We start from the raw sequence: 22729 nt of genomic DNA, 5'->3' as shown, positions 1-22729 counted from the left end.
GGCGCTCAACCTTCTTCACGCTCGGCGCCCGACAGAAGCACCACCAAGGCCAGGCTCAAAGGCAGCACCATCAGCGCCAGATTGGGCATCGCCTCATGGAACCGTTGCACGGCCTGCCAGGCCAGGGCAAGTTCGGGCGCAGTCACCAGGCCGCCCAGCGTGATGCCGATCACGGCGCCCGCGGCTATCGGCCACCATGGTCTTTGCAGCGGTGACGGCAGGGCAGCCTGGACCCGGGCGACGAACAGTTCATCATCGAGCGGCAGATAGGCATTCTGCTGTGCGGCTCCCTGGCGCAGCCACTGTTCGATTTCCTCATCGGGCTCTTCGAGCCATCGATCCTGCTTCATATGCAGCACTCACTTTCCCAACTGGCCAGCAATTGTCGCAGCCGCAACTTGCCCCGGGCAATATGGGTTTTGACGGTACCGACCGCCAGACCCAGCACCTGGGCCGCTTCCTCATGGCTCAGATCGAGGTGGTAGCAGTGGATCAATGCTGCCCGCTCGCCTTCGGACAGCTGTGCCAGCGCCCGGTCCATATCGAGCCGCAGTGCACTGCCCTGACGCGGGTCGCTATGGCCGGCATGGTCGGCGAGCGTCTGCTCGTCGAGTTCGACCGTCAGGGGACGGGCGCGGCGGGCCTGGAGATAGGCGTGGTAGCTGATCCGATAGAGCCAGGTGCCCAGTCTCGCCTCGCCGCGAAAACTCGGCAGCGCCAGCCAGGCGCTGACAAAGACTTCCTGGGCCAGTTCGTCGGCCCAGCCGTCGTCGCCGCTGCACAGCCGGCGCAGTTGGGCGCGGACCGCCCGTTGATGCAGCCGCACCAGGGACGCGAAGGCGGCGCGATCGCCACGGCGCGCCAGCTCAAGCCAGCGCGTCTCCTCCGGATGGTGCTGGCTCATTGCCGATTCCGGCTGCTGAGCTTCCAGGTCATCAGATAGCCCAGTCCGATGCAAAGCGGCACCAGACCCATGCCCCAGGGCATCCGGGGCGACACCAGATAGAGCCCACCCATCACGCCAAGCCCGGTCCACAGCAGCACCATGCCCTGGCGCAGTTCACGGTCGAGGCGTGACTCGGGGCATTCTTCGCGCTTTGGCCTGGACGAGCGGTTGAGGCTCTCCAGCAGCTCAGGCGTCAGGGCAATGCCCTGCTCGGCCAGCCGGCGCAGGGTTTCGTGCCTGAGTTGATGGCTTTGATAGCGGAAGTAGGACACCAATCCAACGATGACCATCGGGACGACCATTCCAGTCAGCGGGATCAACAACTCGAAGGGGGGCATGGCATACTCCAGGGTTGGCGTGATCGACGCGCCGACCGAGATTGGCCGACGCTTGTTGACTTCGATGCACGGCGGGCGGGTTTCGGATTCACCCCAAGCAAAATTTTTCAAAAAATTTTTTCCGCCCATGATCCTGTACGGCATTCCCAACTGCGACACGGTCAAAAAAGCCCGCGCCTGGCTAGGTGAACAGGGCTTTGACTATACCTTCCACGATTTCAAGAAACAGGGGGTAGAGGCTGCCCTGCTGGCCGGCTGGGTCGATCAGCTCGGCTGGGAGAAACTGGTCAACAAGGCCGGTACCACCTGGCGCCGGCTCGAACCGGCCCGGCAGGCCCAAGTGGTCGATGCCGCTTCGGCCATCGAATTGATGATCGAGCAACCTTCGCTGATCAAGCGGCCGGTGCTGGTGCGTGACGGCCAGGTCACCCTGGGCTTCACACCCGATCACTATGCTGCCCTGTTCGGGCGCTGATTTTCCTTTTGCTACTGCTACCTGCCATGACCGACCGTGCCCTTGCGCTGACTCAGCAACTGATCGCCATCGATTCCACCACCCCCGCCGACGGCGGCTGCCAGGGGCTGATGATTGCCCGCCTGGAAAAACTGGGCTTTCGCATCGAGCGGATGCGTCATGGCGACGTCGATAATTTCTGGGCGCGGCGTGGCAACAGCGGGCCGCTGGTGTGCTTTGCCGGCCATACCGATGTGGTGCCGACCGGCCCGCGCGAGCGCTGGCACAGCGCGCCGTTCGCCCCGACCCTGCGCGACGGCATGCTGTACGGTCGTGGCGCTGCCGATATGAAAGCCTCGCTGGCCGGTTTCGTGGTGGCGATCGAGGATTTCGTGGCGGCCCATCCGAACCATCCCGGTTCGATCGCACTGCTGATTACCTCGGACGAGGAAGGCCCGGCCATCGATGGCACGGTACGGGTGGTGGAAACCCTGGCGGCGCGCGCTGAGCGTATCGATTACTGCATCGTGGGCGAGCCGACCTCGTCAGCCCGCTTTGGCGACACCATCAAGAACGGCCGCCGTGGTTCGCTGTCGGGTGCCCTGACCATCCATGGCAAGCAGGGCCATATCGCCTATCCGCATCTGGCACGCAACCCGATCCATCTGACCGCCCCGGCGCTGACCGAGCTGGCGGCCACCGAGTGGGACCAGGGCAATGCCTACTTCCCGCCGACCACCTGGCAGGTCTCGAATATTCATGCCGGCACGGGCGCGACCAATGTGATCCCGGGCGAGCTGACGCTCCAGTTCAATTTCCGCTTCGGTACCGCCAGCACGGCCGAGTCGCTGCGACAGCGGGTCGAAGCGATCCTGAACCGCCATGGCCTCGATTACACGCTCCACTGGACCCTGTCGGGCAAGCCCTTCCTGACCGAACCGGGCACGCTGTCGCAAGCGCTCAGCGCCGCCATCAGCGCCGAGACCGGCGTCAGCCCCGAACTCTCGACCACCGGCGGCACCTCGGATGGCCGCTTTATTGCCGATATCTGCCCGCAGGTGGTCGAATTCGGCCCGATCAACGCCACCATCCACCAGCTCAATGAATGCGTCGCAGTGGAGGATGTGGCAAAGCTCGCCGGCATCTACCGGCGTACCCTGGAAAACCTGCTGCTATAACAGCCCTATCGATTTCCTCAGGAAGACCACCATGACCGAAGCCCGTCACAGCAGCGAACTGCCGTACCCGCCCGAACAGGTCTGGGCACAGATCCGCCGTTTCGACCGGATTGCCGACTATCTTCCTCCGGTCAGCCGTTGCGAGGCCAATGGCGATGAGATCGGCGCCATCCGCCATCTGACCCTCGGGGAAGGCGACACGGTGGTCGAGCGGCTCGAATCGCGCGATGAACAGGCTTTCCGCCTGTGCTACGCGATTATCGATGGCAGCAATCTGCCGTTCCGCGACTATCTGGCCACCATGGCGGTCGAGCGGCGGCCAGGTGGCAGCACGCTGCACTGGTGGGCGAACTTCACTCCGCTGCTGGAAGACAGCACCCCGATCGTCGCCATGCTCGAAGACCTGTTCCGCCAGGGCGCCGCCGGGGTCAGCCAGCTCTGCCGCCGGGCCTGAGCGGATCACTGACGCGGGGCGCTTTATCGCCCAGGCGAAAAAGAAAAATATCCGCAAAACAGTCGCAAGATACAAAGCGGGAAAGCTAAAGAAATAAATACCTTTTGCCACGCTATGCCATCACAGGCGTCGCGCGCGCTCCTTATGTCCGCCAATGACGCTTGTCCCCTCCTTGAGGATGCCGCGGCCAAGCCCAAGCCGCCGTGCTCGCCCATGGCCACAAAACTCGGTGTCAGCGGGTCCGGCCCTCAGCGCACAGGCCCATCACACTCAGCCAGACTTGGCGGTGACGCCGATCTGAACGGACAGGCCGTCGTGCCGGCTTTGCCTCGGACTTGCGCCGTGAGGGGGACGCCCGCTCAGCGGATATAGATCTGGGTAGTCAGCACCGGCCAAGGCTTGACCGGTGAAGTGGCCTGGAAGCGGAACAGGCCGGCCTCGGCGGCCTCGATCATCCAGCGGGTGCGCCAGCCGCTGCGGCCATTGAGATTGACCGGTTCACGCGAGCTATAGCGCAGCGGGCGGCCGTTGAAGCTGGCCATGGGCTCGCGCCCCTGGCCGACTTCCACCGTATCGACCCGCAACCAGGCGCCACCGTGGTCGGTGCGGGTCGAAGCAGCCCCGGCAGCGGGTTGCTCCTCGGCCGCGACGGCCGAGGCGACTGCGGCGATCCGGACCTCGCTCAAGGCCAGTTCGGGCCTGGGGGCGAGTGCCCGATCGAGGCCCTCGATCCGCTGCGGCAGCCAGCTTTCGGCCGCCTGGGTGAACAGCGGCAGGCAGAGCGCGACCGCAAGACGCCACATGGTCAGCGCAGCACCGTCAACGGCGGGGTTTTCAGCACCCGCAGCAGCAAGGGCGCGGCAGCAAAGCGCGCCGCCGCCGCGCCGATCAGGCCGCCCACCGGGATCAACCACCACGACAGCGATGCCGTCGGCAGCTCGAACAGCCAACGGGCGGCCGCCCAGCCTATTCCCAGCGCTGCAAACGAGGCGAGCAGCCCGGCCAGGCCGCCGATCAGCAGCAGTTCGGCGCTGGCGGCCTTCTCCACCATGGCCGAATCGGCACCGAGCGTGCGCAGAATGGCTGCCTCGCGGCGGCGGTCGTCGTGGGTGGCGAGCGTGGCGGCATATAGCACCGCCAGTCCGGCCAGCAGACTGAAGACAAATACCACCTCGACAGCCGCAAACGCTTTGTCGAGCATCGAACGGACTTCGGACAGGATGGCCGAGACATCGATCACGGTCAGATTGGAGAACTGGCGCGGCAATCGATTACCGAAATCGAGCTTGTCGGCAGGCAGATGGAAGCTGGTGATATAGCTGGCCGGCTGCTTTTCCAGCAGGGCACGGTTGCCGACCACGAAGAAATTGACCCGGAAGGAATCCCAGTCGACCTTGCGCAGATTGCGTACCGGCGCGGTGTAGACCGTGCCGGCGATATCGTAGCTCAGGGTGTCGCCGAGCTTGATGCCGAGCGATTCGGCGATACCCTGCTCGACGGAGAAACCAGGCGCCGTTTCATCGAGCGGACGGCCGGCCACGATACGGTTGTCGCCGCGCTGCGACTCGCCCCAGGACAGGTTGAATTCGCGCTCGGCCAGCCGGCGGGTGCGCTGATCGGTATAGGCCTGCACATTGATCGGCCGGCCGTTGATCGCGCTCAGCCGACCACGCACCATCGGCGCGAACACCGGCGCCGGCAGGCCGGCCTGGCCGAATTCGGCGGCGATCGCCTCACGCTGGTCGGGCTGGATATTGATCACGAAGCGGTTGGGCGCATCGCGCGGCACCGAGCGGTCCCAGGCGGCGAACAGATCGCCGCGCACCACGGTCAGCAGCATCAGGGCCATCATGCCAAGGCTGAGCGCCACCACCTGGGCCACGCTGAGACCTCGCCGCCGCGCCACATTGCGCAGACCGAAGCGCCAGCCCGCATGGCGCGGCAGCGGCAGGCGTGGCACCAGCCAGACCAGTCCCCAGGCGGCCGCGACCGCCAGGGCCACGGTGGCGGCCAGGCCGATCAAGGCAAGTCCGGCCAGCCGGGCGTCGCCCGCTTGCCAGGCGATCAGGCCAGACAGGGCAGCAAGGCCCAGCAGCATCGCCAGGGGCGCATTGCCAGGCGGGGTGGCATCGCGCCGCAATACCCGGATCGGCGCCACGCCCTTGAGTCGCAGTAGCGGCGGCAGGCAGAAGCCGAACAGCAGCGTCAAACCGATGCCGGCACCCGCCAGCGCCGGCAAGGCGCTGGCCTCGGGCAGCGCGGTCGTGAACAGGCCCGTCAGTGCCGAAGCGATCAGGAACTGGGCGCCCCAGCCTATTCCCACGCCAAGTCCGACCGACACCACGGCCAGCAGCACATACTGGCGCACAAACAGCGTGACGATATCGCGCTGGGTCAGCCCCAGCGTGCGCAGCAGCGCTACGGCATCGAGATGGCGTTCGGTATGGCGGCGGGCGGCCAGCCCGAGTGCCGCCGCGGCCAGGAAAACACTGACCAGTGCCGACAGCCGCAGGAATCGTTCGGCCCGCTCAAGCGAAACCTTGACCTCGGGCCGAGCCTCGCGCACATCTTCGACGCGCTGACCACGGCCGAGCTTGGGAGTGAGCCAGGCGCGCATGGCCGTCACATCGTCGCGCTCGCCGGCCAGCAGCAGCCGGTAACGGACCCGGCTGCCAGGCTGGATCAGGCCGGTGCGTGCCAGATCGACGTCGTTGAACAGCATGCGCGGGATGAAGTTGTATAGATCCATCGCGCCGTCGGGCTCGCGGGCGATGATGGCCACCATCTCGAATTCGAGGTCGCCGAGCTGCAACTTGGCGCCCGGTTGCAGACCGAGCACATCGAACAGCCGCTGATCGGCCCAGGCAGTACCGGGCGCCGGGGCGCTATGGACCAGCAGATCGCCCAGCGGCGCCTTGAGTTTGACCTGACCGCGCAAGGGATAGGCCGCCGATACGGCCTTGGCCGTCACCAGCTGGGCCTGGTCGCCTGCCTGGGCCATGCTGGGAAAGGTCGCGGTATGCGCCACCGCCAGACCGCGTCGCCGCGCCTCGGCCACCCATTCGGCCGGCAAGGGCTGGTCGGCATTGACCACCAGATCGGCCGCCAGCAACTGATCGCTTTCTCGGGCCAGGGCCTGACGTACCCGGTCGGTGAAGAAACCGACGCTGGTCATTGCGGCCACCGCCACCAGCAGGGCGATGGCCATCACGGTCAATTCACCGGCGGCAAGGTCACGGCGCAGCCAGCGCCAGGCCAGCCCCCAGCCGCGACGGGAACGATTGTTCTGCATAGCGCTTCCCTCAGATACCGTCACGTTCGCTGACCCGACCGGCCGCCAGACGCAGTCGGGCACCGCAGCGGGCGGCCAGCCGGTCGTCGTGCGTCACCAGCACCAGCGTGGTGCTGGCCTCGGCATTGAGTTCGAACAACAGGTCGATGATGCGCTCGCCGGTCTGGGTATCGAGGTTGCCGGTAGGCTCGTCGGCAAACAGCAGCCGTGGCCGGGTGGCAAAGGCACGGGCCAGCGCGACCCGCTGCTGCTCGCCGCCCGACAGCTCCTTGGGCCGGTGACTGAGCCGGGCGGCCAGTCCGACCCGGCCAAGGAGTGCCTCGGCTTCGCGGCGCGGATTGGCATGGCCGAGCAATTCAAGCGGCAGCGCCACATTGTCGAGCGCCGTGAGCGCCGACAGCAGCTGGAATGACTGGAACACAAACCCCACCGTCTCGCCGCGCAGGCGAGCCCGGCCATCCTCGTCGAGTGCGTCGAGTCGGCGGCCAGCCAGGGTGACGGCGCCCGAGGTCGGCAGATCGAGGCCGGCCAGCAGGCCAAGCAGGGTCGATTTGCCCGAGCCCGAAGCGCCGACGATGGCCAGCGAGCGACCGCTACCCAGGGTGAAACTGACATCGTCGAGGATGGTCAAGGTTTCATGGTCGAAGCCGATTTGCTTCACCAGCTGTTCGGCCACCAGAATTGGGGCTGTTTTGGAGAGTTCTCGATCAGAAAGGAAATCGGGCGTGGCACGCATTTTTGGACTCTTGATCCTGCTGGCGGGGGGTTGGATAAGCAACGTCCTGGCAGCCGAGCCCAGGACCATTCTTATTTTCGGCGATAGCCTGTCGGCCGGCTATGGCATCCGTCCGGAACAGGCCTGGCCGAGTCTGTTACAACAGCGGATCGGCCCTGGCTGGCAAGTGGTCAACGCCAGTCAGTCGGGCGAAACCACGGCAGGCGGACTGACCCGTCTGCCGGCCGCGCTGGACCGCCATAAACCACAAATCGTGGTGGTCGAACTGGGCGCCAATGACGGGCTGCGCGGCCTGCCCATCGGCGCCACCCGGCGCAACCTCGCAGCCATGATCGAACAGGCGCGCGCCAACCGGGCGGAGGTGGTGCTGGTGGGCATGCAAATGCCGCCCAACTTTGGTCGTGCCTTTACCGCAAAGTTCAGCGCCATGTATCGGGAACTGGCTCAGGAGCATAAATTGCCGCCCCCGCCCTTCCTGCTCGACGGTATCGCCGACCAGCCGCAGTGGTTCCAGGCCGATCAACTGCATCCGATTGCCCAGGCGCAAGGTCGTCTGCTCGATAATTTATGGCCTACCTTGTCCCCCTTGCTCACCAGAAGCCAGACCACCAGCAAAAAGAAAAAATAGCGTCAAATCAGGCGCCAAGGCTCCTTCAACCACTGGTCATAAATCCTGCTGCCCACGCCGCAGTCCACCTAGGACTCCATGGGCACTTTGTGCATAAGTCATATCTAAAGTTAAATTTTTTATGCATGACGCATATGACTTGTGTATAATGCCGTTCATCCCGTCCAACGCGGTGACGGGACGGTAGTGGCGTGCTGCCAAGGTCTTGATCTTTGACCGGGCGCGTCTGACTCCATCCTCAATCCCCATTCGGCGGCCAGTCTCCTCTGGCCGCTTTTTCTTTTGCGGCGGCGGTCATGGCGCCCTGGTCGGCTTCGACTACGATGGAAGCTGCTCACCGGGTTTTTTGTCATGCCTGTTGGTCGCTACGATCCCCTTCTTGTCGCCCTGTCTCTGCTGGTCGCAGTGCTTGCCAGCTATACCGCTTTCGATCTGACCAGCCGGGTAGTGAGCACACGCGGCATTGCCGCCCGCATCTGGCTCTGGACCGGTGCCATTGCCATGGGCGTCGGCATCTGGTCGATGCATTTTCTCGGCATGCTGGCGCTGCAACTGCCGGGCCCGTTCGGCTACGACCCGGCCCTCACCTTCGCTTCCCTATTGATCGCCATCGCCGCCTCCGGCTTCGGACTTGCCCGCATCACCCGCGCCACGCTGCCGCTGCACCGGCTTGCCGCAGGCGGACTGCTGCTCGGGCTTGGGATCGCCGCGATGCAATATGTGGGGATGGCCGCATTGCTGCGCTACCCCGCGGTAGCCTGGCAACCGGTCGCGGTGCTGGCTTCGCTGGCACTCGGTGTGACCGTGTCGGCCGTGGCGCTATGGCTGGCCTTCCAGTTGCGGACCAACCGGCCCGGCGTCAGGCGCTCCCGCTTGATCGCCGCAGCTGCCATGGGGCTGGCGATCGCGGGTACCCACTACACCCGGATGATGGCGGTGGATTTCCCCCTCACGGGCGCGAGCACCGCTTCGCACCTAGACCCCGAAACGCTGGCGCTGATCATCGGCGTGGGCAGCCTCTGCCTGATCGTGGCCGTGCTGCTGAGTTCGCTGCTCGACGCCCGCCATGAGTCGCGCGCCCAGCAGCTGATCGCTTCACTGGAGCGGGCCAACCACGAGCTGACCCAACTGGCCTTGCAAGACCCGCTGACCCGGCTGCCCAACAGCCTGTTGCTCGAAGACCGCATCAGCCAGGCACAACGCAAGGCCGATCGGGACAGCTCGCTGTTTGCCGTGCTGTTTCTCGATCTCGATGGCTTTAAGACGGTCAATGACTCGCTGGGACGCCAGTTCGGCGATCTGGTGCTGATCGAAAGCGCCCAGCGGCTGGCCGCCGAGGTGCGGGCGCAGGACACGCTGGCCCGTCTGGGCGGCGACCAGTTTGCCGTGGTGGTGGAAGGACTGGAGCAGGCCGAGGATGTGGCCCAGCTATGCGAGCGGCTCGCTGACACCCACGAGCGGCCGTTCGATCTGGGCCGGCATCAGCTGCGGCTGTCGCTGAGCATGGGCATTGCCGTCTACCCGCAGGACGGCCAGGACCCGCACACCCTGCTCAGCCGCGCCGAGGCGGCGATGGACCGGGTCAAGCACGCCGGCCGCAACGGCTACCGTTTTTTCGAAGCCACGATGGATTCGAGCGTGCACGGCCATCTGGAATTGCAGAATGCGCTGCGCCAAGCTTTGGCCGAACGGGAATTCCTGCTCCATTACCAACCCAAATTCGATGCACTGAGCGGCCAGATCGTCGGGGTCGAGGCGCTGATCCGCTGGCTGCGGCCCGGCAGCGGCATGGTGTCGCCAGCCCAGTTCATCCCGGCGGCCGAGCGCTCGGGCCTGATCCTGGCCATCGGCGACTGGGCGCTCGATGAAGCCTGCCGCCAGATGCGCGCCTGGTACGACCAGGGCCATCGCTTCAAGATGGCGGTCAATCTGTCGGCGCAGCAGTTCCGTCATGCCCGTCTAATCGAGACGGTACGCGCCACCCTGGCCCGCCACGAGCTGCCGCCCGCTCAACTGGTGCTCGAAATCACCGAGACCACCGCGATGGAAGAGGCGGAAACGGCCATGGGGATCCTGCGCACATTGGCTGAGATGGGAGTCGGGCTGTCGATCGACGACTTTGGCACGGGCTATTCGAGCCTGGCTTATCTGAAGCGATTGCCGGCCGGCGAACTCAAGATCGACCGGGCTTTCGTGGGCGAGCTGACGCCCGGGTCGGAAGATGCGGCCATCGTCCAGGCCATCATCGCCCTGGGCCATACGCTCGGTCGCACCATCGTGGCCGAGGGTGTGGAGACGGTTGAGCAACGCGATTTCCTCGCCGTTTCGGGCTGCGACACCTTGCAAGGCTTCCTGCTCGGCCGCCCGACCACCGCCACGGCGCTGTCCGAATTACTGGCCGGATCCAGCCCCTACAAAGCGTAAATATTTATTTCTATTTATATATCGCTATGTATCTGGCAGCCATTTGGCGCCTTACTTTACATTGGCCGCCTACCCGCTCTAGGAGACGCAAAAGCCATGAATGCTGTTACCGAGTATCTGGAACGTGCCGGCCTAAGCGGCCTCGTTCCGCCCGACCTGGTCGCCGCCTGCCGTGACACCTTGCAGGAAGTGGCCGCCGCCACGGCAGTTCCGGTCGAGCTCGAAGCGCTCTACCACTACCCCGTGCCGCTGCTGGGCGAGGGCGGCGCCTGTTCGCTGGTCAATCAGCTGGCGCCCGAGCCCTACGATCTGCGTCAGGTGCTCAAGGCCGGTCCGGCCACCGAATACCGCCTGGCCGTGCTCAACGCCCTGGTCGAAGTCACGCAGCAACGGGCCGCCATCGGCTGGCTGGGCGTCTATCAGGCCCGCACTAGCCGCAGCGGCCGCGCCCTGATCAAGCTCGCCTACCGCGGCAAGCCGTCGCGGGCCGAATTCCCGCTGACCGAGGAATTCGCGGCCTACTCCAATAACAGTACGGTCGGCCTGACCGGCCAGGCCCGCCTGATCGCCGATGTCGGTGCCCATCAACGTCAGGGCGGCAGCTACTACAACTGCGACCCGGCGGTGCAAAGCGAAGCCTGTCTGCCGCTGCTCGACCAGGCCGGCCGGGTCGTCGGCATCCTCGACGGCGAAGATTCGCGGCTCGACCGCTTTACCGACACCCCGTTGGCCTGGCTGGCAGGCCTGGCACTGGTGGCGGTGCAATGGCTGCCCGAATAGCCCATCGTCCGGCCTGAAAGCCCGCCTTCACCAGGGCGTCCCCCTCCATGATCGGACGCCGCCTTCCCTCAGCGCGCTTCCCGCTGGAGCATCTCCGTCTAAATCGGCGTCGCCATAAAGCCTCGTTGAGTGCTGGAAGCCAGCGCCTGGAGGTGCGGACACGCCGACTCCGCATTGGCCGGCAATGCGCCAGCGCCAACGCGCGCAGAAGGCCCAAAGGCTTATGTTGATTGGTGGCGGACGCCGCCTGTGAGGGGAAACTGGCTCGGGATGCGGAGCCGTCTGAAGTGCAGGAAGGCGGAGGCGGAAAGGTTGCCTCCTGTCCAGGACAGACAGGAGGCGGTTTTGGCAGTTTGATTGATTAATTTATTATTCCCAGCGACACATCTTGCAGATGTTTTGCAGAATATTTTCTTTATTCCTGCTAGAACTGCTGTCTGCCCCGCTGTCCGCAGGCCCAGAACAGCCAGGCGCCGATCAGGATCATCGGCAGGCTCAACCACTGTCCCATCGTGAAACCCAAGGCCAGGAAGCCGAGGAAATTGTCGGGTTCACGGGCAAACTCGGCGATAAAGCGGAACAGGCCATAGCCCATCAGGAACAGCGCCGATACCTGGCCAACCGGCCGGCGGCGCGACGAGAACCACCATAGCAGCACAAACAGCAGCACCCCTTCGAGCACGAACTGGTAGAGCTGAGACGGATGGCGCGGGGTCTGATCGACCAAGGGGAAGATCATGCCCCAAGGCAGATCGGTGGCGCGGCCCCACAATTCACCATTGATGAAGTTGCCGAGCCGGCCGGCCGCCAGGCCCAGCGGCACCAGGGGCGCCACGAAATCGCCGACTTGCAGGAAGCTGCGGCCGGTGCGGCGGGCGAAATACCACATCGCCAGCACCACGCCCAAGAAACCGCCGTGGAAGGCCATTCCCCCTTCCCACAGCTTGAAGATATCGAGCGGATGCAGCAGATATTCGCCCGGCTTGTAGAACAGCACATAGCCGAGCCGCCCGCCCAGAATCACCCCGAGCACGCCGTAGAAAAACAGATCGTCGAGCTGACGGGTCGTCCAGCCCTGATCGGCATTGGCGCGGGCGCGGCGGTGGCCGAGATAGAGGAACAGCACGAAACCGACCAGATACATCAGGCCATACCAGCGGACCGGGAACGGCCCGAGAGTGATGGCGACCGGGTCGAATTGCGGGTGGGTCAGCGGCATGAGGGAGCAATCCGGCTTGTCGAAATCCGGCATTATAACGAGCCGACGCCGCTTGCCGGCTGCTTCGTATGTGAGGACGGCCCGGTTCTGCGGCATTGCTGCCAAGATGCGCGAATATATTTCCGTGTGTGGAGAGGGCAGGCTCTGTCCGACTCCTCGCTGGCTGCTTGAGGAACGGGACGTGCCATTAGGGCCAACCGCGCCGGCAATGTCCGGGTCGGGCGGTTTTCGTTACAATCGACCCATCCCGAACCGGGCCAGGATGCCTACCCCCGTATCCCCTGGCGCTACCCGCGCTGCCGGCCCCCGGCCATGCCCCATCCAGCCCGCCGTCCGCCCGAATCCCGTAGAGCTTTCCCGAGGTCGAACCGCCATGCCCGCCTATCGTTCCCGCACCACCACCCACGGCCGCAACATGGCCGGCGCGCGCGCCCTGTGGCGCGCCACCGGCATGAAGGACGAGGATTTCCAGAAACCCATCATCGCCGTCGCCAACTCCTTCACCCAGTTCGTGCCGGGCCATGTCCACCTGCAAAACCTCGGTCAGCTGGTGGCACGCGAAATCGAACGCAGTGGCGGCGTTGCCAAAGAATTCAATACCATCGCCGTGGACGACGGCATCGCCATGGGCCATGGCGGCATGCTGTACAGCCTGCCCAGCCGCGACCTGATCGCCGACTCGGTCGAATATATGGTCAATGCCCACTGCGCCGACGCGCTGGTGTGCATCTCCAACTGCGACAAGATCACCCCCGGCATGCTGATGGCCGCCCTGCGGCTCAATATCCCGACCATCTTCGTCTCGGGCGGCCCGATGGAGGCCGGCAAGGTTGACTGGCGCGGCCAGCAGCGCGGCCTCGATCTGGTCGATGCGATGGTCGAAGCGGCCAACCCCGAAGTCTCCGACAGCGAAGTCGAGCGGATCGAGCGCTCGGCCTGTCCGACCTGCGGTTCGTGTTCCGGCATGTTTACCGCCAATTCGATGAACTGCCTGACCGAAGCACTGGGGCTGGCCCTGCCGGGCAATGGCTCGATGCTCGCGACCCATGCCGACCGCAAGGAACTGTTCCTGCGGGCCGGTCGCACCATCGTCGAGCTGACCCGCCGCTATTACGAGCAGGACGACGCTTCCGCCCTGCCGCGTTCGATCGCCAGCTTTGCCGCCTTTGAAAACGCCATGAGCCTCGATGTGGCGATGGGCGGCTCGACCAATACCGTGCTCCATCTGCTGGCCGCCGCGCGTGAAGCCGGGGTGGCGTTCACGATGGCCGACATCGACCGCATCAGCCGCCGCGTCCCCTGCCTCGCCAAGGTGGCGCCGGCAACCCAGAAATACCATATGGAAGACGTGCATCGTGCCGGTGGCGTGATCGCCATCCTGGGCGAACTCGACCGGGCCGGGCTGATCCGCCGCGATGCCTTTACCGTCCACACCGCGACGCTGGCCGATGCGCTTGAACAGTGGGATATCCGACGCCAGGCAGCCGACTCGGACGCTCACCGCTTCTACCGCGCCGCCCCTGGCGGCATCGCCACCACCGTGGCATTCAGCCAATCGATGCGCTACCCCGAGCTGGACCTCGACCGCGCCGAAGGCTGCATCCGCGACCGCGAGCACGCCTACAGCCAGGACGGGGGCCTGGCCGTGCTGTACGGCAATATCGCCGAGCGGGGCTGTATCGTGAAAACGGCCGGGGTGGACGATTCAATCCTGGTGTTCGAAGGCCGCGCCCGGATCTTTGAAAGCCAGGATGCCGCCGTCGAGGCGATCCTGGCCGATCAGATCGTCGCGGGCGACGTGGTGCTGATCCGCTACGAAGGCCCCAAAGGCGGGCCAGGCATGCAGGAGATGCTCTACCCGACTTCCTACCTCAAGTCCAAGGGCCTGGGCAAAGCCTGCGCCTTGCTGACCGATGGCCGTTTCTCGGGCGGCACGTCGGGCCTGTCGATCGGCCATGTCTCGCCCGAGGCAGCCGAGGGCGGCACCATCGGCCTCGTCGCCGAAGGCGACCGTATCGCCATCGATATTCCAGCGCGTCGGATCGAACTGCTCGTTGACGCAGAAGAACTGGCCCGTCGTCGCGCCGCCATGGCAGCACGCGGCGCCGATGCCTGGAAGCCGCTTGGCCGCGACCGCGTGGTCAGCCCGGCGCTGCGCGCCTACGCAGCCATGACCACCAGCGCCGACACGGGCGCCGTGCGCGACGTCAGCCAGATCGAACGGCGCTGATGGCCGTCAAGCCTTTGCACCAGCAGTTGCTGGCCATCGTCCGGACCATCCCGTTCGGCCGGGTGGCCAGCTACGGCGCCATCGCCCGCGCCGCCGGGCTGCCACGCCATGCCCGCCATGTCGGCATCGCCATCAAGGTCGCCGAAGACCCGGAGCTGCCGTGGTGGCGAGTGGTCAACGGCGACGGCCGCATCTCCCCACGCGGCCTCGATGGCTCGGACGATCTGCAAAAGCTGCTGCTGGAACACGAAGGCGTCAGCTTCGACGACAAAGGCCGGATCGATTTCGACCGCTTCGGCTGGCGAGCCGATGACCAGATTCCCGACTAAGCCATCAACGGCCGAGACCAACCCAGCACCGCCTCGGCCGCTCCCCCATCCTCCAAGCCCCACCTCCGCCTCTCCTCACCCGTTCTCAGCAGGATGGGCAGCAAAGCCCGCCAAGCCATCGAGCGCATCCACCGCACAGCGTCACGCCCCAGAGCATTTCCAGCCAATTCGGCGTCAGCGTGTCCGCACCTCAAGCGCAGGCATGCAGCGCCCCACCAGGCTTAGCTGCGACGCCGATCTAAATGGAAATGCTCTATTGCGCTTGCCCGCACAGGCAGTGGACGCCATGGCGAGTCACGCGCCTTGCTTGGCACCACCTGGCGGCTTGGGTTGCCTGGATGCCTTATGGAAAGCGAATGGGAATGCGGATGGAAGAAGTGGAGGCTGGACGGGAAGCCGTAAGGCGAATACGCAATATATTTATTTTTTCTTTAAATTCAATTAGTTTCTTGCAATTATTTTGCATATTATTTTACTTTTTTACTCCACAGGCTATTGGCCTCAGTCGGCAGAAATGCCTGATGGTAGTGCCCTTTCCTGACCGCGTCGTAGCTCAGGCCAAGCGACTCCCGGTAGCGTCGGTCCACTTCCCCGCTCCGGATCGCCTCGTTCAGCAGGCTTTCAAACTGACTGAATAGCAAGGCATGGCGCGGATGGTAGAGATGGGCCTCGGGTTCGGCGGCGACCAGCGGTTCGAGCATCCGGATACGCAGCTTTTTCTCGGCGGCCATCCGCTGTCCCCAGAACACATCGTCGAATACCACATCGATCCGCCGCGCCGACAGCTGGCGCAGGGCGTCGATGGCGTCGCCGACCTGGGTCACGCGCCAGTCGCGAAAGCCGGCGATCGGCGCCGGGTAGATATAGTCACGCACGGTCCCGACCCGCATATCGCGGAACTGGCTGATCGACTCGAAGCGCCGTTGCGGCGCATTGAGCGGCACCCAGGCGCCGATCAGCCAGAACTCGGTCGGCACCTCGGTCAGACGCCAGCCGGGCAGATTCTCGCGCCGTGAAAACAGCACCACATCGGTCAGTCCCTGCCGGGCTTCGGCCAGACAACGGGCCTGGGTGGCAGATTTGAAGTGGATGCGGATACCCAGCGAGCCAAACAGATCGCGCATCAAGGCAACGGTAATGCCGGAGAAACCGGTTCTGGCGTCATAGCCGGCATAGGGCGGCCAATCATCGAAACACACCTTGAGCGGCGAGGCCGCATAGACGGCCCCGGCCACCAGATAGCACAGCAAGGCAGACAGGATGCGCTGCATCGTGGCTCCTCCACGGGTGGGTTTCTCTCCCATTACAAGATCGTTGTAGGCCAGTTTCGTGCGGCCACCGGCCCGCAGAAAAGAAAAAAGGCGCCGAAGCGCCTTTTTCCGTGGCAAACAGGCTCAGCCGAGCTTGACCAGTTGCGCGCGCAGCTTCTCCAGCGTCTCGGTAAAGCCGGCGATCCGGCCGCGTTCCTGCTCGACCACCGCAGCGGGCGCCTTATCGACGAAAGCCGGGTTGGACAGCTTGGCATTGGCACGGGAGATTTCGCCTTCGAGCCGGGCCACTTCCTTGCCGAGCCGGGCACGTTCGGCCTCGCGGTCGACCTCGACATGCAGTTGCAGTCGGGTGGCACCGACCACCTGCACCGGCGCGTCGTTCTCGGGCAGTTGATCGACCACCTTGATCTCGCTCAGACGGCACAGCAGCGTCAGATACGGCCCGAATTCGGCCAGCTCGGCGCCACCTTCGAGATAGAGCGGCACCTTCTGCGCCGGACCGAGGTTCATCTCGCCGCGCAGCGTGCGCACCGCCAGCGCCAGCGCCTTGAACTGCTCCATCCGGGCCGAAGCGGCCGCATCGATCCGCTCAGGAGCCGGCTCCGGCCAGCTGGCCAGCGAGATCGACGGCGTCTTCTTGGCATTGGCCAGCGGGGCCACGCTCTGCCACAGCTCTTCGGTGATAAACGGCATGATCGGATGCGCCAGCCGCAGCGCCACTTCCAGCACCCGCACCAGGGTACGGCGGGCCGCGCGCTGCTGTGCCTCATTACCCTGCTGGAGCTGGACCTTGGCCATCTCCACATACCAGTCGCAGTACTCGTTCCAGACAAACTCGTAGATCGCCTGGGCGGCCAGATCGAAGCGGTAGGTATTGAAGGCTTCGGCCACGCTCGCCTCGACCTGCTGCAAGGTGCTGATCATCCAGCGGTCGACGAAGCTGTATTCAAGCGGCAGGCTTTCGTCCTGACCGCAATCCTTGCCCTCCACATTCATCAGCACAAAGCGGGTGGCGTTCCACAGCTTGTTGCAGAAATTGCGGTAGCCCTCGGCACGCTTGAAGTCGAAGTTCACATTGCGACCCAGCGTGGCGTAGCTCGCCATGGTAAAGCGCAGTGCGTCGGTGCCGTAGGCGGGCATCCCGTCAGGGAACAGCTTCTCGGTCACCTTGGCGATCTTGGGTGCCGTCTCGGGCCGCCGCAGACCGGTGGTGCGCTTGGCGACCAGCTCGGTGAGGCCGATGCCGTCGATCAGATCGACCGGATCGAGCACATTGCCTTCCGACTTCGACATCTTCTTGCCTTCGTGATCGCGCACGATGCCGTGGATGTAGACATCGCGGAACGGCACCCGGCCCATGAAGTGGGTGCTCATCATGATCATCCGGGCCACCCAGAAGAAGATGATCTCGTAGCCCGTCACCAGCACGCTCGACGGCAGGAAGGCGTTCAACTGCGGATTGGCCGCGTCGCGCTCGGCGTCGCCGGTCCAGCCCAGGGTCGAGAACGGCACCAGGGCCGAGCTGAACCAGGTATCGAGCACATCGTCGTCACGGGTCAGCTCGACGGCAGCCTCGCCGCCATGGAAGGCCATGGCCTTGGCGCGCGCTTCCGCTTCGTCGCGGCCGACAAACACATTGCCGTGGCGGTCGTACCAGGCCGGAATCCGGTGCCCCCACCAGAGCTGACGCGAGATGCACCAGTCCTGGATATTGTTCATCCATTGGTTGTAGGTATTGACCCAGTTCTCGGGAATAAAGCGCACCTGGCCAGAAGCCACTGCTTCGATCGACTTCTCGGCAATCGTCTTGCCGGTCGGGTCGCCTTCGCCGACCCGGCTCATCGCCATAAACCACTGGTCGGTCAGCATCGGTTCGAGCACCACGCCGGTACGGTCACCGCGCGGCACCTTGAGCTTGTGCGGCTTGACGCTGTCGAGGAAGCCTTGCGCCTCCAGATCGGCCACCAGCGCCTTGCGGGCAACATAGCGATCGAGCCCGGCATAGGCGGCCGGCAGGGCAATCGCGCCTTCGACGCTGCCGTCGTAACCGAATACCTGGGCCTCGGGCAGGATGGCCGCCTGAAGCGACATCACATTGACCAGCGGCAGACCGTGTTCGCGCCCGACCTTGTAGTCGTTGGGATCGTGCGCCGGCGTCACCTTGACCACGCCGGTGCCGAATTCGCGGTCGACATAGCTGTCGGCAATCACCGGGATTTCGCGCTCGCACAGGGGCAGACGCACCTTCTTGCCGATCAGTGCCTGGTAGCGCTCGTCTTCGGGGTGGACCATCACCGCCACGTCGCCGAGCATGGTCTCGGGACGGGTGGTCGCCACGGTTACATGGCCCGAGCCGTCGGACAGCGGATAGTTGATATGCCACAGATGGCCGTCTTCCTCGACGTCTTCGACCTCAAGGTCGGACACCGAGGTGCCGAGCACCGGATCCCAGTTGACCAGCCGCTTGCCCCGATAGATCAGCCCCTGCTCGAACAGACGCACGAACACTTCGTTGACGATCTGCGAGCGCTGTTCGTCCATGGTGAAGTATTCGCGCGACCAGTCAACCGAACAGCCCATCCGGCGCATCTGCCGGGTGATGGTGCCGCCCGATTGCTCCTTCCACTGCCAGACCTTGTCGATGAAGGCATCGCGGCCGAGGTCGTGGCGGCTGATCTTCTGCTCGCCCAGTTGGCGCTCCACCACGATCTGGGTGGCGATACCGGCATGGTCGGTGCCGGGCACCCACAGCGTGTTGTGGCCCTTCATGCGGTAGTAGCGGGTCAGACCATCCATGATGGTCTGGTTGAAGGCGTGACCCATATGCAGCGTGCCGGTGATATTGGGCGGCGGCAGTTGGATCGAGAAGGCGGGGCGGGTGGTGTCCATGCTCGGCTTGAAATAGCCGGCCTGTTCCCACTGGTCGTACCAGCGACGTTCGATGTCGCCCGGTTCAAAGCTCTTGGCGAGTTCCATGACAGGGATGCTTGGGCAGTTGCGAAACGCTCGATTATAAGGGCAAACCCAGGCAGCCACGCCGTCTGCCCGGTCCGGCCCGGCATGGACGGAGCGCAGAGCACGGCGATAGTCAGGGAAAAGGGGGAAAAAAACGTAGAGGCTCCACTCGTCTGTCTGGGACCAGTGACCGGACAGTCGATAGAGCCTTGGGGGAGGGGATGAAAACTTGCTGCCGGCGGGCGGGTGAAGGTTAGGGAATGTTCCCGTAACGGATCATCCTGAGTAGGCCGTTTTGCTGTGACCGGCGGCTTCGTGCGACCGGTTAGGCAAGACCCCGACGGTGCTCGGCGATACCGTTGCGTCTCGGGTGACGCCAGGACGGCATGGGCACCAGCGGGCAAGGCGCCGCGCGGCGAGTTTTCCCTGCGGCAAGGAGCCGCGATAAGGAAGTTGCGATTCGCCCCGGCTCAACGCACGGCAGCGATATAGGCATTGCCGTTATAACAGGCACTCGCCAGGCCCAGCATCGAACGGAAGGTCACTTGAAACAGGCCACCGATCTTGTCGACGGCGACCACCTCGAAGCGGATCTCCTCACCGCGCCGGCGATCGACCACCTGGTCGCCCGGCAATAATTCTTTCACTTTCACGTCTGTTTCCTTTTCTGAAAAACCATGGATTAACGGCGCGGACCATGATCGATCCACGCCAGAGGCCCGCCAGGCGGTCGTTCCGGTAACGAGGGAACCGGCGCGACTCACGCGCCGGTAAGATAAACGCTCGACTACTGCGGGGAGAGGCCGAAGGCCCGGGCCGAATACGGCGTTATTCGCCGTATGGCAGTATTATTTTTATTTTTAAGAAATGCAAGATGGGAGCTTGCATTGAAAATACAGGTTTTTGTTATATTCGCAAATTCGCGCTCTGCTGGCGTTTAGGTGCGATGGCGGAAGGTGATGCGACCCTTGGTCAGATCGTAAGGGGACATCTCCACCGTCACCCGATCACCCATCAGCACCCGGATACGATGCATCTTCATCTTGCCCGAGCCATAGGCCAGAATCTTGGCGCCATTGCTCAGGGTAACGCGAAAGCGTGATTCGGGAAGGACTTCGGTGACGACGCCTTCCAGCTCGATGGTGTCTTCTTTCGACATGCTGTTGCTACTTCCTCAGGGTTAAGCCTGCATCGGCGTCGCACCAGCGAATGAATAAGAAGGCGGAACGACGGAAGTCCGCGTAGGCGGACGACGCGCGCGGCGTCGATGGGCTGGGGCTATCAGTCAAATAGTGCCGCGAACGTGGCAGGCAGGCCGCAATCGGCTTCTCCGGTACGGAGCGCGATTCGCCAAAGAGATGCGAACACTAAAATTGTCTTGATCTAGGTCTTATCACTTGTATTCAAGGACAAGCCGATCGCGCAGTATACCGGATTTCCGTAAGATCGCGAAAAAAAGTTCCATAAACCCCCTCTTCAACCTCGATCCGACGGCGCCGCCGTTCGACCGGCAAGGCTTGCTTCGCCCAAGCAGGCCCGCATTAAATGAATGTATGACTTTTTTCCCTGCCGTGCTGCGGCGACCCCGTCTGCCACTTCCTGCCAGCGCTGCGCCACCGTTGTGGCGTGGGGGCTTGCTATTGCTGCTGATCCTGGCGCTATTGAGTGCCGCAAGTGGCGCCGTCTCCATCCCGCCGTGGCGCATCCCGGCCCTGCTGCTGGGCGACGGTGGCAATAGTGACGACAGTCTGTGGCGGACCCTGCTGCTTGAAGTCCGCCTGCCCCGGATCATCCTGGCCCTCTGGTGCGGTGCCGCGCTAGCGATGGCCGGTGGAGCACTTCAGGCGCTGTTTCGCAATCCTCTGGCCGAACCCGGTCTGATCGGCTCCTCCAGCGGTGCGGCCCTGGCCGCCGCCGCCACCCTGGCGCTCGGCGGCAGCGTGCTGGCCCAGGCGCCCGCTGCCTTTGTCGGTGCCCTTGCAGCCACCTGGCTTGCCTGGCGTATCGGTCGCGGCCGCGACAATGCCGGACTGCTGCTGGCTGGTGTGGCCATCAATTCGCTCGCCGGCGCGGGCTTGGCGCTACTGGCCTATCTTGCCAACGATATTGCCCTGCGCGGTGCCACCTTCTGGGCCATGGGCAGTCTGGCCGCCGCCAGCTGGCACCGGCTCGCCTGGCTCAGTCCGGCCCTGGCGCTGGTCGGCTGGCTGCTGTGGCGCCAGCGCAGTGCGCTCGATGCCTTGTTGCTGGGCGAGCGCGAAGCCTTTCATCTGGGCTTTGACGTCTCCGCACTGCGTCGACGACTGCTGGTGCTGAGTGCGCTGACCGTTGCACTGACCGTTGCCGCCTGCGGCGCCCTCGCCTTTATCGGTCTCGTGGCACCCCATCTGGCCCGGCGGCTGCTCGGCGCCCAACATGGCCGGCTGCTGCCCACGGCCGCCTTACTGGGTGCGGCACTGCTGCTGGCCGCCGACTGGCTGGCCCGGCTGGTGATGGCACCGGCCGAACTGCCGCTCGGGGTTGTGCTGAGTTGTGTCGGCGCCCCGTTCTTTCTGTTTCTGCTCTGGCGCGGAGCCCGTCCGTCATGTTGAGATTTGCCGACGTATCACTCAACCGTGACGGCCGTGAGGTGCTCGACCAGATCAGCGCTGGAGCCGAGGTCGGTTGCCTCACCGCCCTGCTTGGCCCCAACGGTGCCGGCAAGTCGACCCTGCTGGCCTTGGCAGCCGGAGAATTGCGACCCGACCGTGGAGCCGTCCATATCGACGGCATTGCCCCCCACACGGTCCGCCCCGAGCTGCTGGCGCGCCATCGCGCCATCCTGCCGCAGCAGGCGGCCTTCGATTTCGACTTCAGCGTGGCCGAAGTTGCCCTGCTCGGACTCTCCCCCTTCCCTGAACTGCGCGAGGCCGAAATCCGTGCACTGCTCGACAGCGTGCTGGGCCTGGTCGACGCAGCCCAGCTGGCCGAACGTCGCTATCCCGCGCTCTCCGGTGGCGAACGTCAGCGAGCCCAGCTTGCCCGGGTCCTGGTCCAGGCCATGGCGGCGGTGGTGCATGGGCCGTGTCTGCTGCTGCTCGACGAACCCGTCGCCAATCTTGACCCGCGACATCAGCATCTGCTGCTGGCGGCCCTGGTCAAGCTGTGCGCCGCGCTGCCGCTGGCAGTCGTCATTACCCTGCACGATGTCAATCTGGCGCTACGCTATGCCCAGCAATGCTGGCTGCTGCGCCAGGGCCGGCTGCTTGCCGCCGGCCCGCCTGACGAGGTACTGGTGCCCCCGCTGCTGAGTGCGCTCTACAACCTGCCGGTGCGGCGTGGTGCGGCCGATATGATCGTGTTCGGCTGACCGGTAGAAAATCTCCATCGCACTTGAGGTCGCAATTTTTCCGCAATCGACTAGAGTCACTGTAATCGAGTATCAGCTTGACGCAGCGGAAGGAGGACGGATGTCGGAACCCCCACAGCAAGTGTCCTGGATTGATGTACCTGGTT

At 64.5% G+C, this 22729-nt stretch carries 21 protein-coding genes; 10 read left to right on the top strand and 11 right to left on the bottom strand.

Features of this window, described 5'->3' with window-relative positions; translation table 11 throughout:
• Window positions 1-5 precede the first annotated feature (5 nt).
• Genes ACFOW7_RS17640 through ACFOW7_RS17630 form a run of 3 tightly spaced genes read right to left on the bottom strand, consistent with a single transcriptional unit; the run spans window position 6 to window position 1395 of the window.
• A complete protein-coding gene (locus tag ACFOW7_RS17640; RefSeq protein ID WP_378166801.1) occupies window positions 6-350 on the bottom strand; it encodes a hypothetical protein in 345 nt (114 codons plus the stop codon).
• On the bottom strand, window positions 347-904 hold the full coding sequence (locus ACFOW7_RS17635) for an RNA polymerase sigma factor (protein ID WP_378166799.1): 558 nt from the start codon (window positions 902-904) through the stop codon (window positions 347-349). Before ACFOW7_RS17635 ends, ACFOW7_RS17640 begins: the two co-directional genes overlap by 4 nt.
• Window positions 901-1395 (bottom strand): DUF6249 domain-containing protein, encoded by a 495-nt coding sequence (locus ACFOW7_RS17630; RefSeq protein ID WP_378166790.1) that lies wholly within the window; start codon window positions 1393-1395, stop codon window positions 901-903. Before ACFOW7_RS17630 ends, ACFOW7_RS17635 begins: the two co-directional genes overlap by 4 nt.
• A gap of 16 nt (window positions 1396-1411) precedes the next feature.
• On the opposite strand from ACFOW7_RS17630, the gene ACFOW7_RS17625 reads away from it, so the two are divergent.
• Genes ACFOW7_RS17625 through ACFOW7_RS17615 form a run of 3 tightly spaced genes read left to right on the top strand, consistent with a single transcriptional unit; the run spans window position 1412 to window position 3370 of the window.
• On the top strand, window positions 1412-1759 hold the full coding sequence (locus ACFOW7_RS17625) for an ArsC family reductase (protein ID WP_378166788.1): 348 nt from the start codon (window positions 1412-1414) through the stop codon (window positions 1757-1759).
• A gap of 26 nt (window positions 1760-1785) precedes the next feature.
• Window positions 1786-2916, top strand: a complete 1131-nt coding sequence (dapE, locus tag ACFOW7_RS17620; protein WP_378166786.1) for a succinyl-diaminopimelate desuccinylase — start codon at window positions 1786-1788, stop codon at window positions 2914-2916.
• A 31-nt stretch (window positions 2917-2947) separates the two neighbouring features.
• Entirely contained in the window at window positions 2948-3370 is a 423-nt protein-coding gene (locus ACFOW7_RS17615; RefSeq protein ID WP_378166784.1) for an SRPBCC family protein, read from the top strand.
• 359 nt (window positions 3371-3729) lie between these two features.
• On the opposite strand, the gene ACFOW7_RS17610 is transcribed toward ACFOW7_RS17615, so the two are convergent.
• Genes ACFOW7_RS17610 through ACFOW7_RS17600 form a run of 3 tightly spaced genes read right to left on the bottom strand, consistent with a single transcriptional unit; the run spans window position 3730 to window position 7398 of the window.
• Window positions 3730-4173 (bottom strand): DUF4879 domain-containing protein, encoded by a 444-nt coding sequence (locus ACFOW7_RS17610; protein WP_378166782.1) that lies wholly within the window; start codon window positions 4171-4173, stop codon window positions 3730-3732.
• 2 nt (window positions 4174-4175) lie between these two features.
• Entirely contained in the window at window positions 4176-6662 is a 2487-nt protein-coding gene (locus tag ACFOW7_RS17605; protein WP_378166780.1) for an ABC transporter permease, read from the bottom strand.
• Between the two features lie 10 nt (window positions 6663-6672).
• Entirely contained in the window at window positions 6673-7398 is a 726-nt protein-coding gene (locus ACFOW7_RS17600; RefSeq protein WP_378166778.1) for an ABC transporter ATP-binding protein, read from the bottom strand.
• Here ACFOW7_RS17600 and ACFOW7_RS17595 point away from each other — a divergent pair.
• The 3 genes from ACFOW7_RS17595 to ACFOW7_RS17585 all read left to right on the top strand — a co-directional run bounded on the left by ACFOW7_RS17595 (window position 7388) and on the right by ACFOW7_RS17585 (window position 11230).
• Complete coding sequence (locus ACFOW7_RS17595; protein WP_378166776.1) at window positions 7388-8026, top strand: arylesterase; 639 nt, start codon at window positions 7388-7390, stop codon at window positions 8024-8026. The genes ACFOW7_RS17600 and ACFOW7_RS17595 overlap by 11 nt on opposite strands.
• Before the next feature lie 351 nt (window positions 8027-8377).
• Entirely contained in the window at window positions 8378-10450 is a 2073-nt protein-coding gene (locus ACFOW7_RS17590) for a putative bifunctional diguanylate cyclase/phosphodiesterase (protein ID WP_378166774.1), read from the top strand.
• Between the two features lie 96 nt (window positions 10451-10546).
• The gene (locus ACFOW7_RS17585) at window positions 10547-11230 is read left to right on the top strand and encodes a GAF domain-containing protein (protein WP_378166772.1); all 684 of its coding nucleotides are present in this window, start codon (window positions 10547-10549) and stop codon (window positions 11228-11230) included.
• A gap of 424 nt (window positions 11231-11654) precedes the next feature.
• Here the strand turns inward: ACFOW7_RS17585 and lgt are convergent, their stop codons facing one another.
• Window positions 11655-12449 (bottom strand): prolipoprotein diacylglyceryl transferase, encoded by a 795-nt coding sequence (gene lgt / locus ACFOW7_RS17580; protein ID WP_378166770.1) that lies wholly within the window; start codon window positions 12447-12449, stop codon window positions 11655-11657.
• 373 nt (window positions 12450-12822) lie between these two features.
• Here lgt and ilvD point away from each other — a divergent pair, with 373 nt between their 5' ends.
• A complete protein-coding gene (ilvD, locus tag ACFOW7_RS17575; RefSeq protein WP_378166768.1) occupies window positions 12823-14679 on the top strand; it encodes a dihydroxy-acid dehydratase in 1857 nt (618 codons plus the stop codon).
• Window positions 14679-15008 (top strand): MGMT family protein, encoded by a 330-nt coding sequence (locus tag ACFOW7_RS17570; RefSeq protein ID WP_378166766.1) that lies wholly within the window; start codon window positions 14679-14681, stop codon window positions 15006-15008. The genes ilvD and ACFOW7_RS17570 overlap by 1 nt, the downstream gene beginning before the upstream one ends.
• 467 nt (window positions 15009-15475) lie before the next feature.
• On the opposite strand, the gene ACFOW7_RS17565 is transcribed toward ACFOW7_RS17570, so the two are convergent.
• The 4 genes from ACFOW7_RS17565 to infA form a co-directional block, all read right to left on the bottom strand.
• Complete coding sequence (locus ACFOW7_RS17565; RefSeq protein WP_378166764.1) at window positions 15476-16279, bottom strand: substrate-binding periplasmic protein; 804 nt, start codon at window positions 16277-16279, stop codon at window positions 15476-15478.
• Window positions 16280-16402: 123 nt separating this feature from the next.
• The gene (locus ACFOW7_RS17560; protein ID WP_378166762.1) at window positions 16403-19255 is read right to left on the bottom strand and encodes a valine--tRNA ligase; all 2853 of its coding nucleotides are present in this window, start codon (window positions 19253-19255) and stop codon (window positions 16403-16405) included.
• 449 nt (window positions 19256-19704) lie between these two features.
• Complete coding sequence (locus ACFOW7_RS17555) at window positions 19705-19887, bottom strand: hypothetical protein (protein WP_378166759.1); 183 nt, start codon at window positions 19885-19887, stop codon at window positions 19705-19707.
• A gap of 284 nt (window positions 19888-20171) precedes the next feature.
• Window positions 20172-20393: a translation initiation factor IF-1 gene (gene infA / locus ACFOW7_RS17550; RefSeq protein ID WP_378166755.1), complete on the bottom strand. Its 222-nt coding sequence runs from the start codon at window positions 20391-20393 to the stop codon at window positions 20172-20174.
• A 394-nt stretch (window positions 20394-20787) separates the two neighbouring features.
• On the opposite strand from infA, the gene ACFOW7_RS17545 reads away from it, so the two are divergent.
• Window positions 20788-21825, top strand: a complete 1038-nt coding sequence (locus tag ACFOW7_RS17545; protein WP_378166752.1) for a FecCD family ABC transporter permease — start codon at window positions 20788-20790, stop codon at window positions 21823-21825.
• Entirely contained in the window at window positions 21819-22583 is a 765-nt protein-coding gene (locus ACFOW7_RS17540) for an ATP-binding cassette domain-containing protein (protein WP_378166749.1), read from the top strand. Before ACFOW7_RS17545 ends, ACFOW7_RS17540 begins: the two co-directional genes overlap by 7 nt.
• Window positions 22584-22729 lie beyond the last annotated feature (146 nt).

Source organism: Chitinimonas lacunae (assembly GCF_042650885.1).
Lineage (GTDB): Bacteria > Pseudomonadota > Gammaproteobacteria > Burkholderiales > Chitinimonadaceae > Chitinimonas_A > Chitinimonas_A lacunae.
The sequence above is the reverse complement of the archived record's forward strand: the minus strand, read 5'-3'. Positions and strand labels throughout refer to the sequence as shown.

Excerpts from the sequence above, each read along its gene's own strand:
- ACFOW7_RS17560 (WP_378166762.1), bottom strand. The coding sequence starts at position 19,255 with ATGGAACTCGCCAAGAGCTTTGAACCGGGCGACATCGAACGTCGCTGG.
- ACFOW7_RS17640 (WP_378166801.1), bottom strand. The coding sequence starts at position 350 with ATGAAGCAGGATCGATGGCTCGAAGAGCCCGATGAGGAAATCGAACAG.
- ACFOW7_RS17625 (WP_378166788.1), top strand. The coding sequence starts at position 1,412 with ATGATCCTGTACGGCATTCCCAACTGCGACACGGTCAAAAAAGCCCGC.
- dapE (WP_378166786.1), top strand. The coding sequence starts at position 1,786 with ATGACCGACCGTGCCCTTGCGCTGACTCAGCAACTGATCGCCATCGAT.
- ilvD (WP_378166768.1), top strand. The coding sequence starts at position 12,823 with ATGCCCGCCTATCGTTCCCGCACCACCACCCACGGCCGCAACATGGCC.
- ACFOW7_RS17605 (WP_378166780.1), bottom strand. The coding sequence starts at position 6,662 with ATGCAGAACAATCGTTCCCGTCGCGGCTGGGGGCTGGCCTGGCGCTGG.
- ACFOW7_RS17600 (WP_378166778.1), bottom strand. The coding sequence starts at position 7,398 with ATGCGTGCCACGCCCGATTTCCTTTCTGATCGAGAACTCTCCAAAACA.
- infA (WP_378166755.1), bottom strand. The coding sequence starts at position 20,393 with ATGTCGAAAGAAGACACCATCGAGCTGGAAGGCGTCGTCACCGAAGTC.
- ACFOW7_RS17545 (WP_378166752.1), top strand. The coding sequence starts at position 20,788 with ATGACTTTTTTCCCTGCCGTGCTGCGGCGACCCCGTCTGCCACTTCCT.
- ACFOW7_RS17615 (WP_378166784.1), top strand. The coding sequence starts at position 2,948 with ATGACCGAAGCCCGTCACAGCAGCGAACTGCCGTACCCGCCCGAACAG.
- ACFOW7_RS17570 (WP_378166766.1), top strand. The coding sequence starts at position 14,679 with ATGGCCGTCAAGCCTTTGCACCAGCAGTTGCTGGCCATCGTCCGGACC.
- lgt (WP_378166770.1), bottom strand. The coding sequence starts at position 12,449 with ATGCCGCTGACCCACCCGCAATTCGACCCGGTCGCCATCACTCTCGGG.
- ACFOW7_RS17610 (WP_378166782.1), bottom strand. The coding sequence starts at position 4,173 with ATGTGGCGTCTTGCGGTCGCGCTCTGCCTGCCGCTGTTCACCCAGGCG.
- ACFOW7_RS17585 (WP_378166772.1), top strand. The coding sequence starts at position 10,547 with ATGAATGCTGTTACCGAGTATCTGGAACGTGCCGGCCTAAGCGGCCTC.
- ACFOW7_RS17540 (WP_378166749.1), top strand. The coding sequence starts at position 21,819 with ATGTTGAGATTTGCCGACGTATCACTCAACCGTGACGGCCGTGAGGTG.
- ACFOW7_RS17635 (WP_378166799.1), bottom strand. The coding sequence starts at position 904 with ATGAGCCAGCACCATCCGGAGGAGACGCGCTGGCTTGAGCTGGCGCGC.
- ACFOW7_RS17565 (WP_378166764.1), bottom strand. The coding sequence starts at position 16,279 with ATGCAGCGCATCCTGTCTGCCTTGCTGTGCTATCTGGTGGCCGGGGCC.
- ACFOW7_RS17590 (WP_378166774.1), top strand. The coding sequence starts at position 8,378 with ATGCCTGTTGGTCGCTACGATCCCCTTCTTGTCGCCCTGTCTCTGCTG.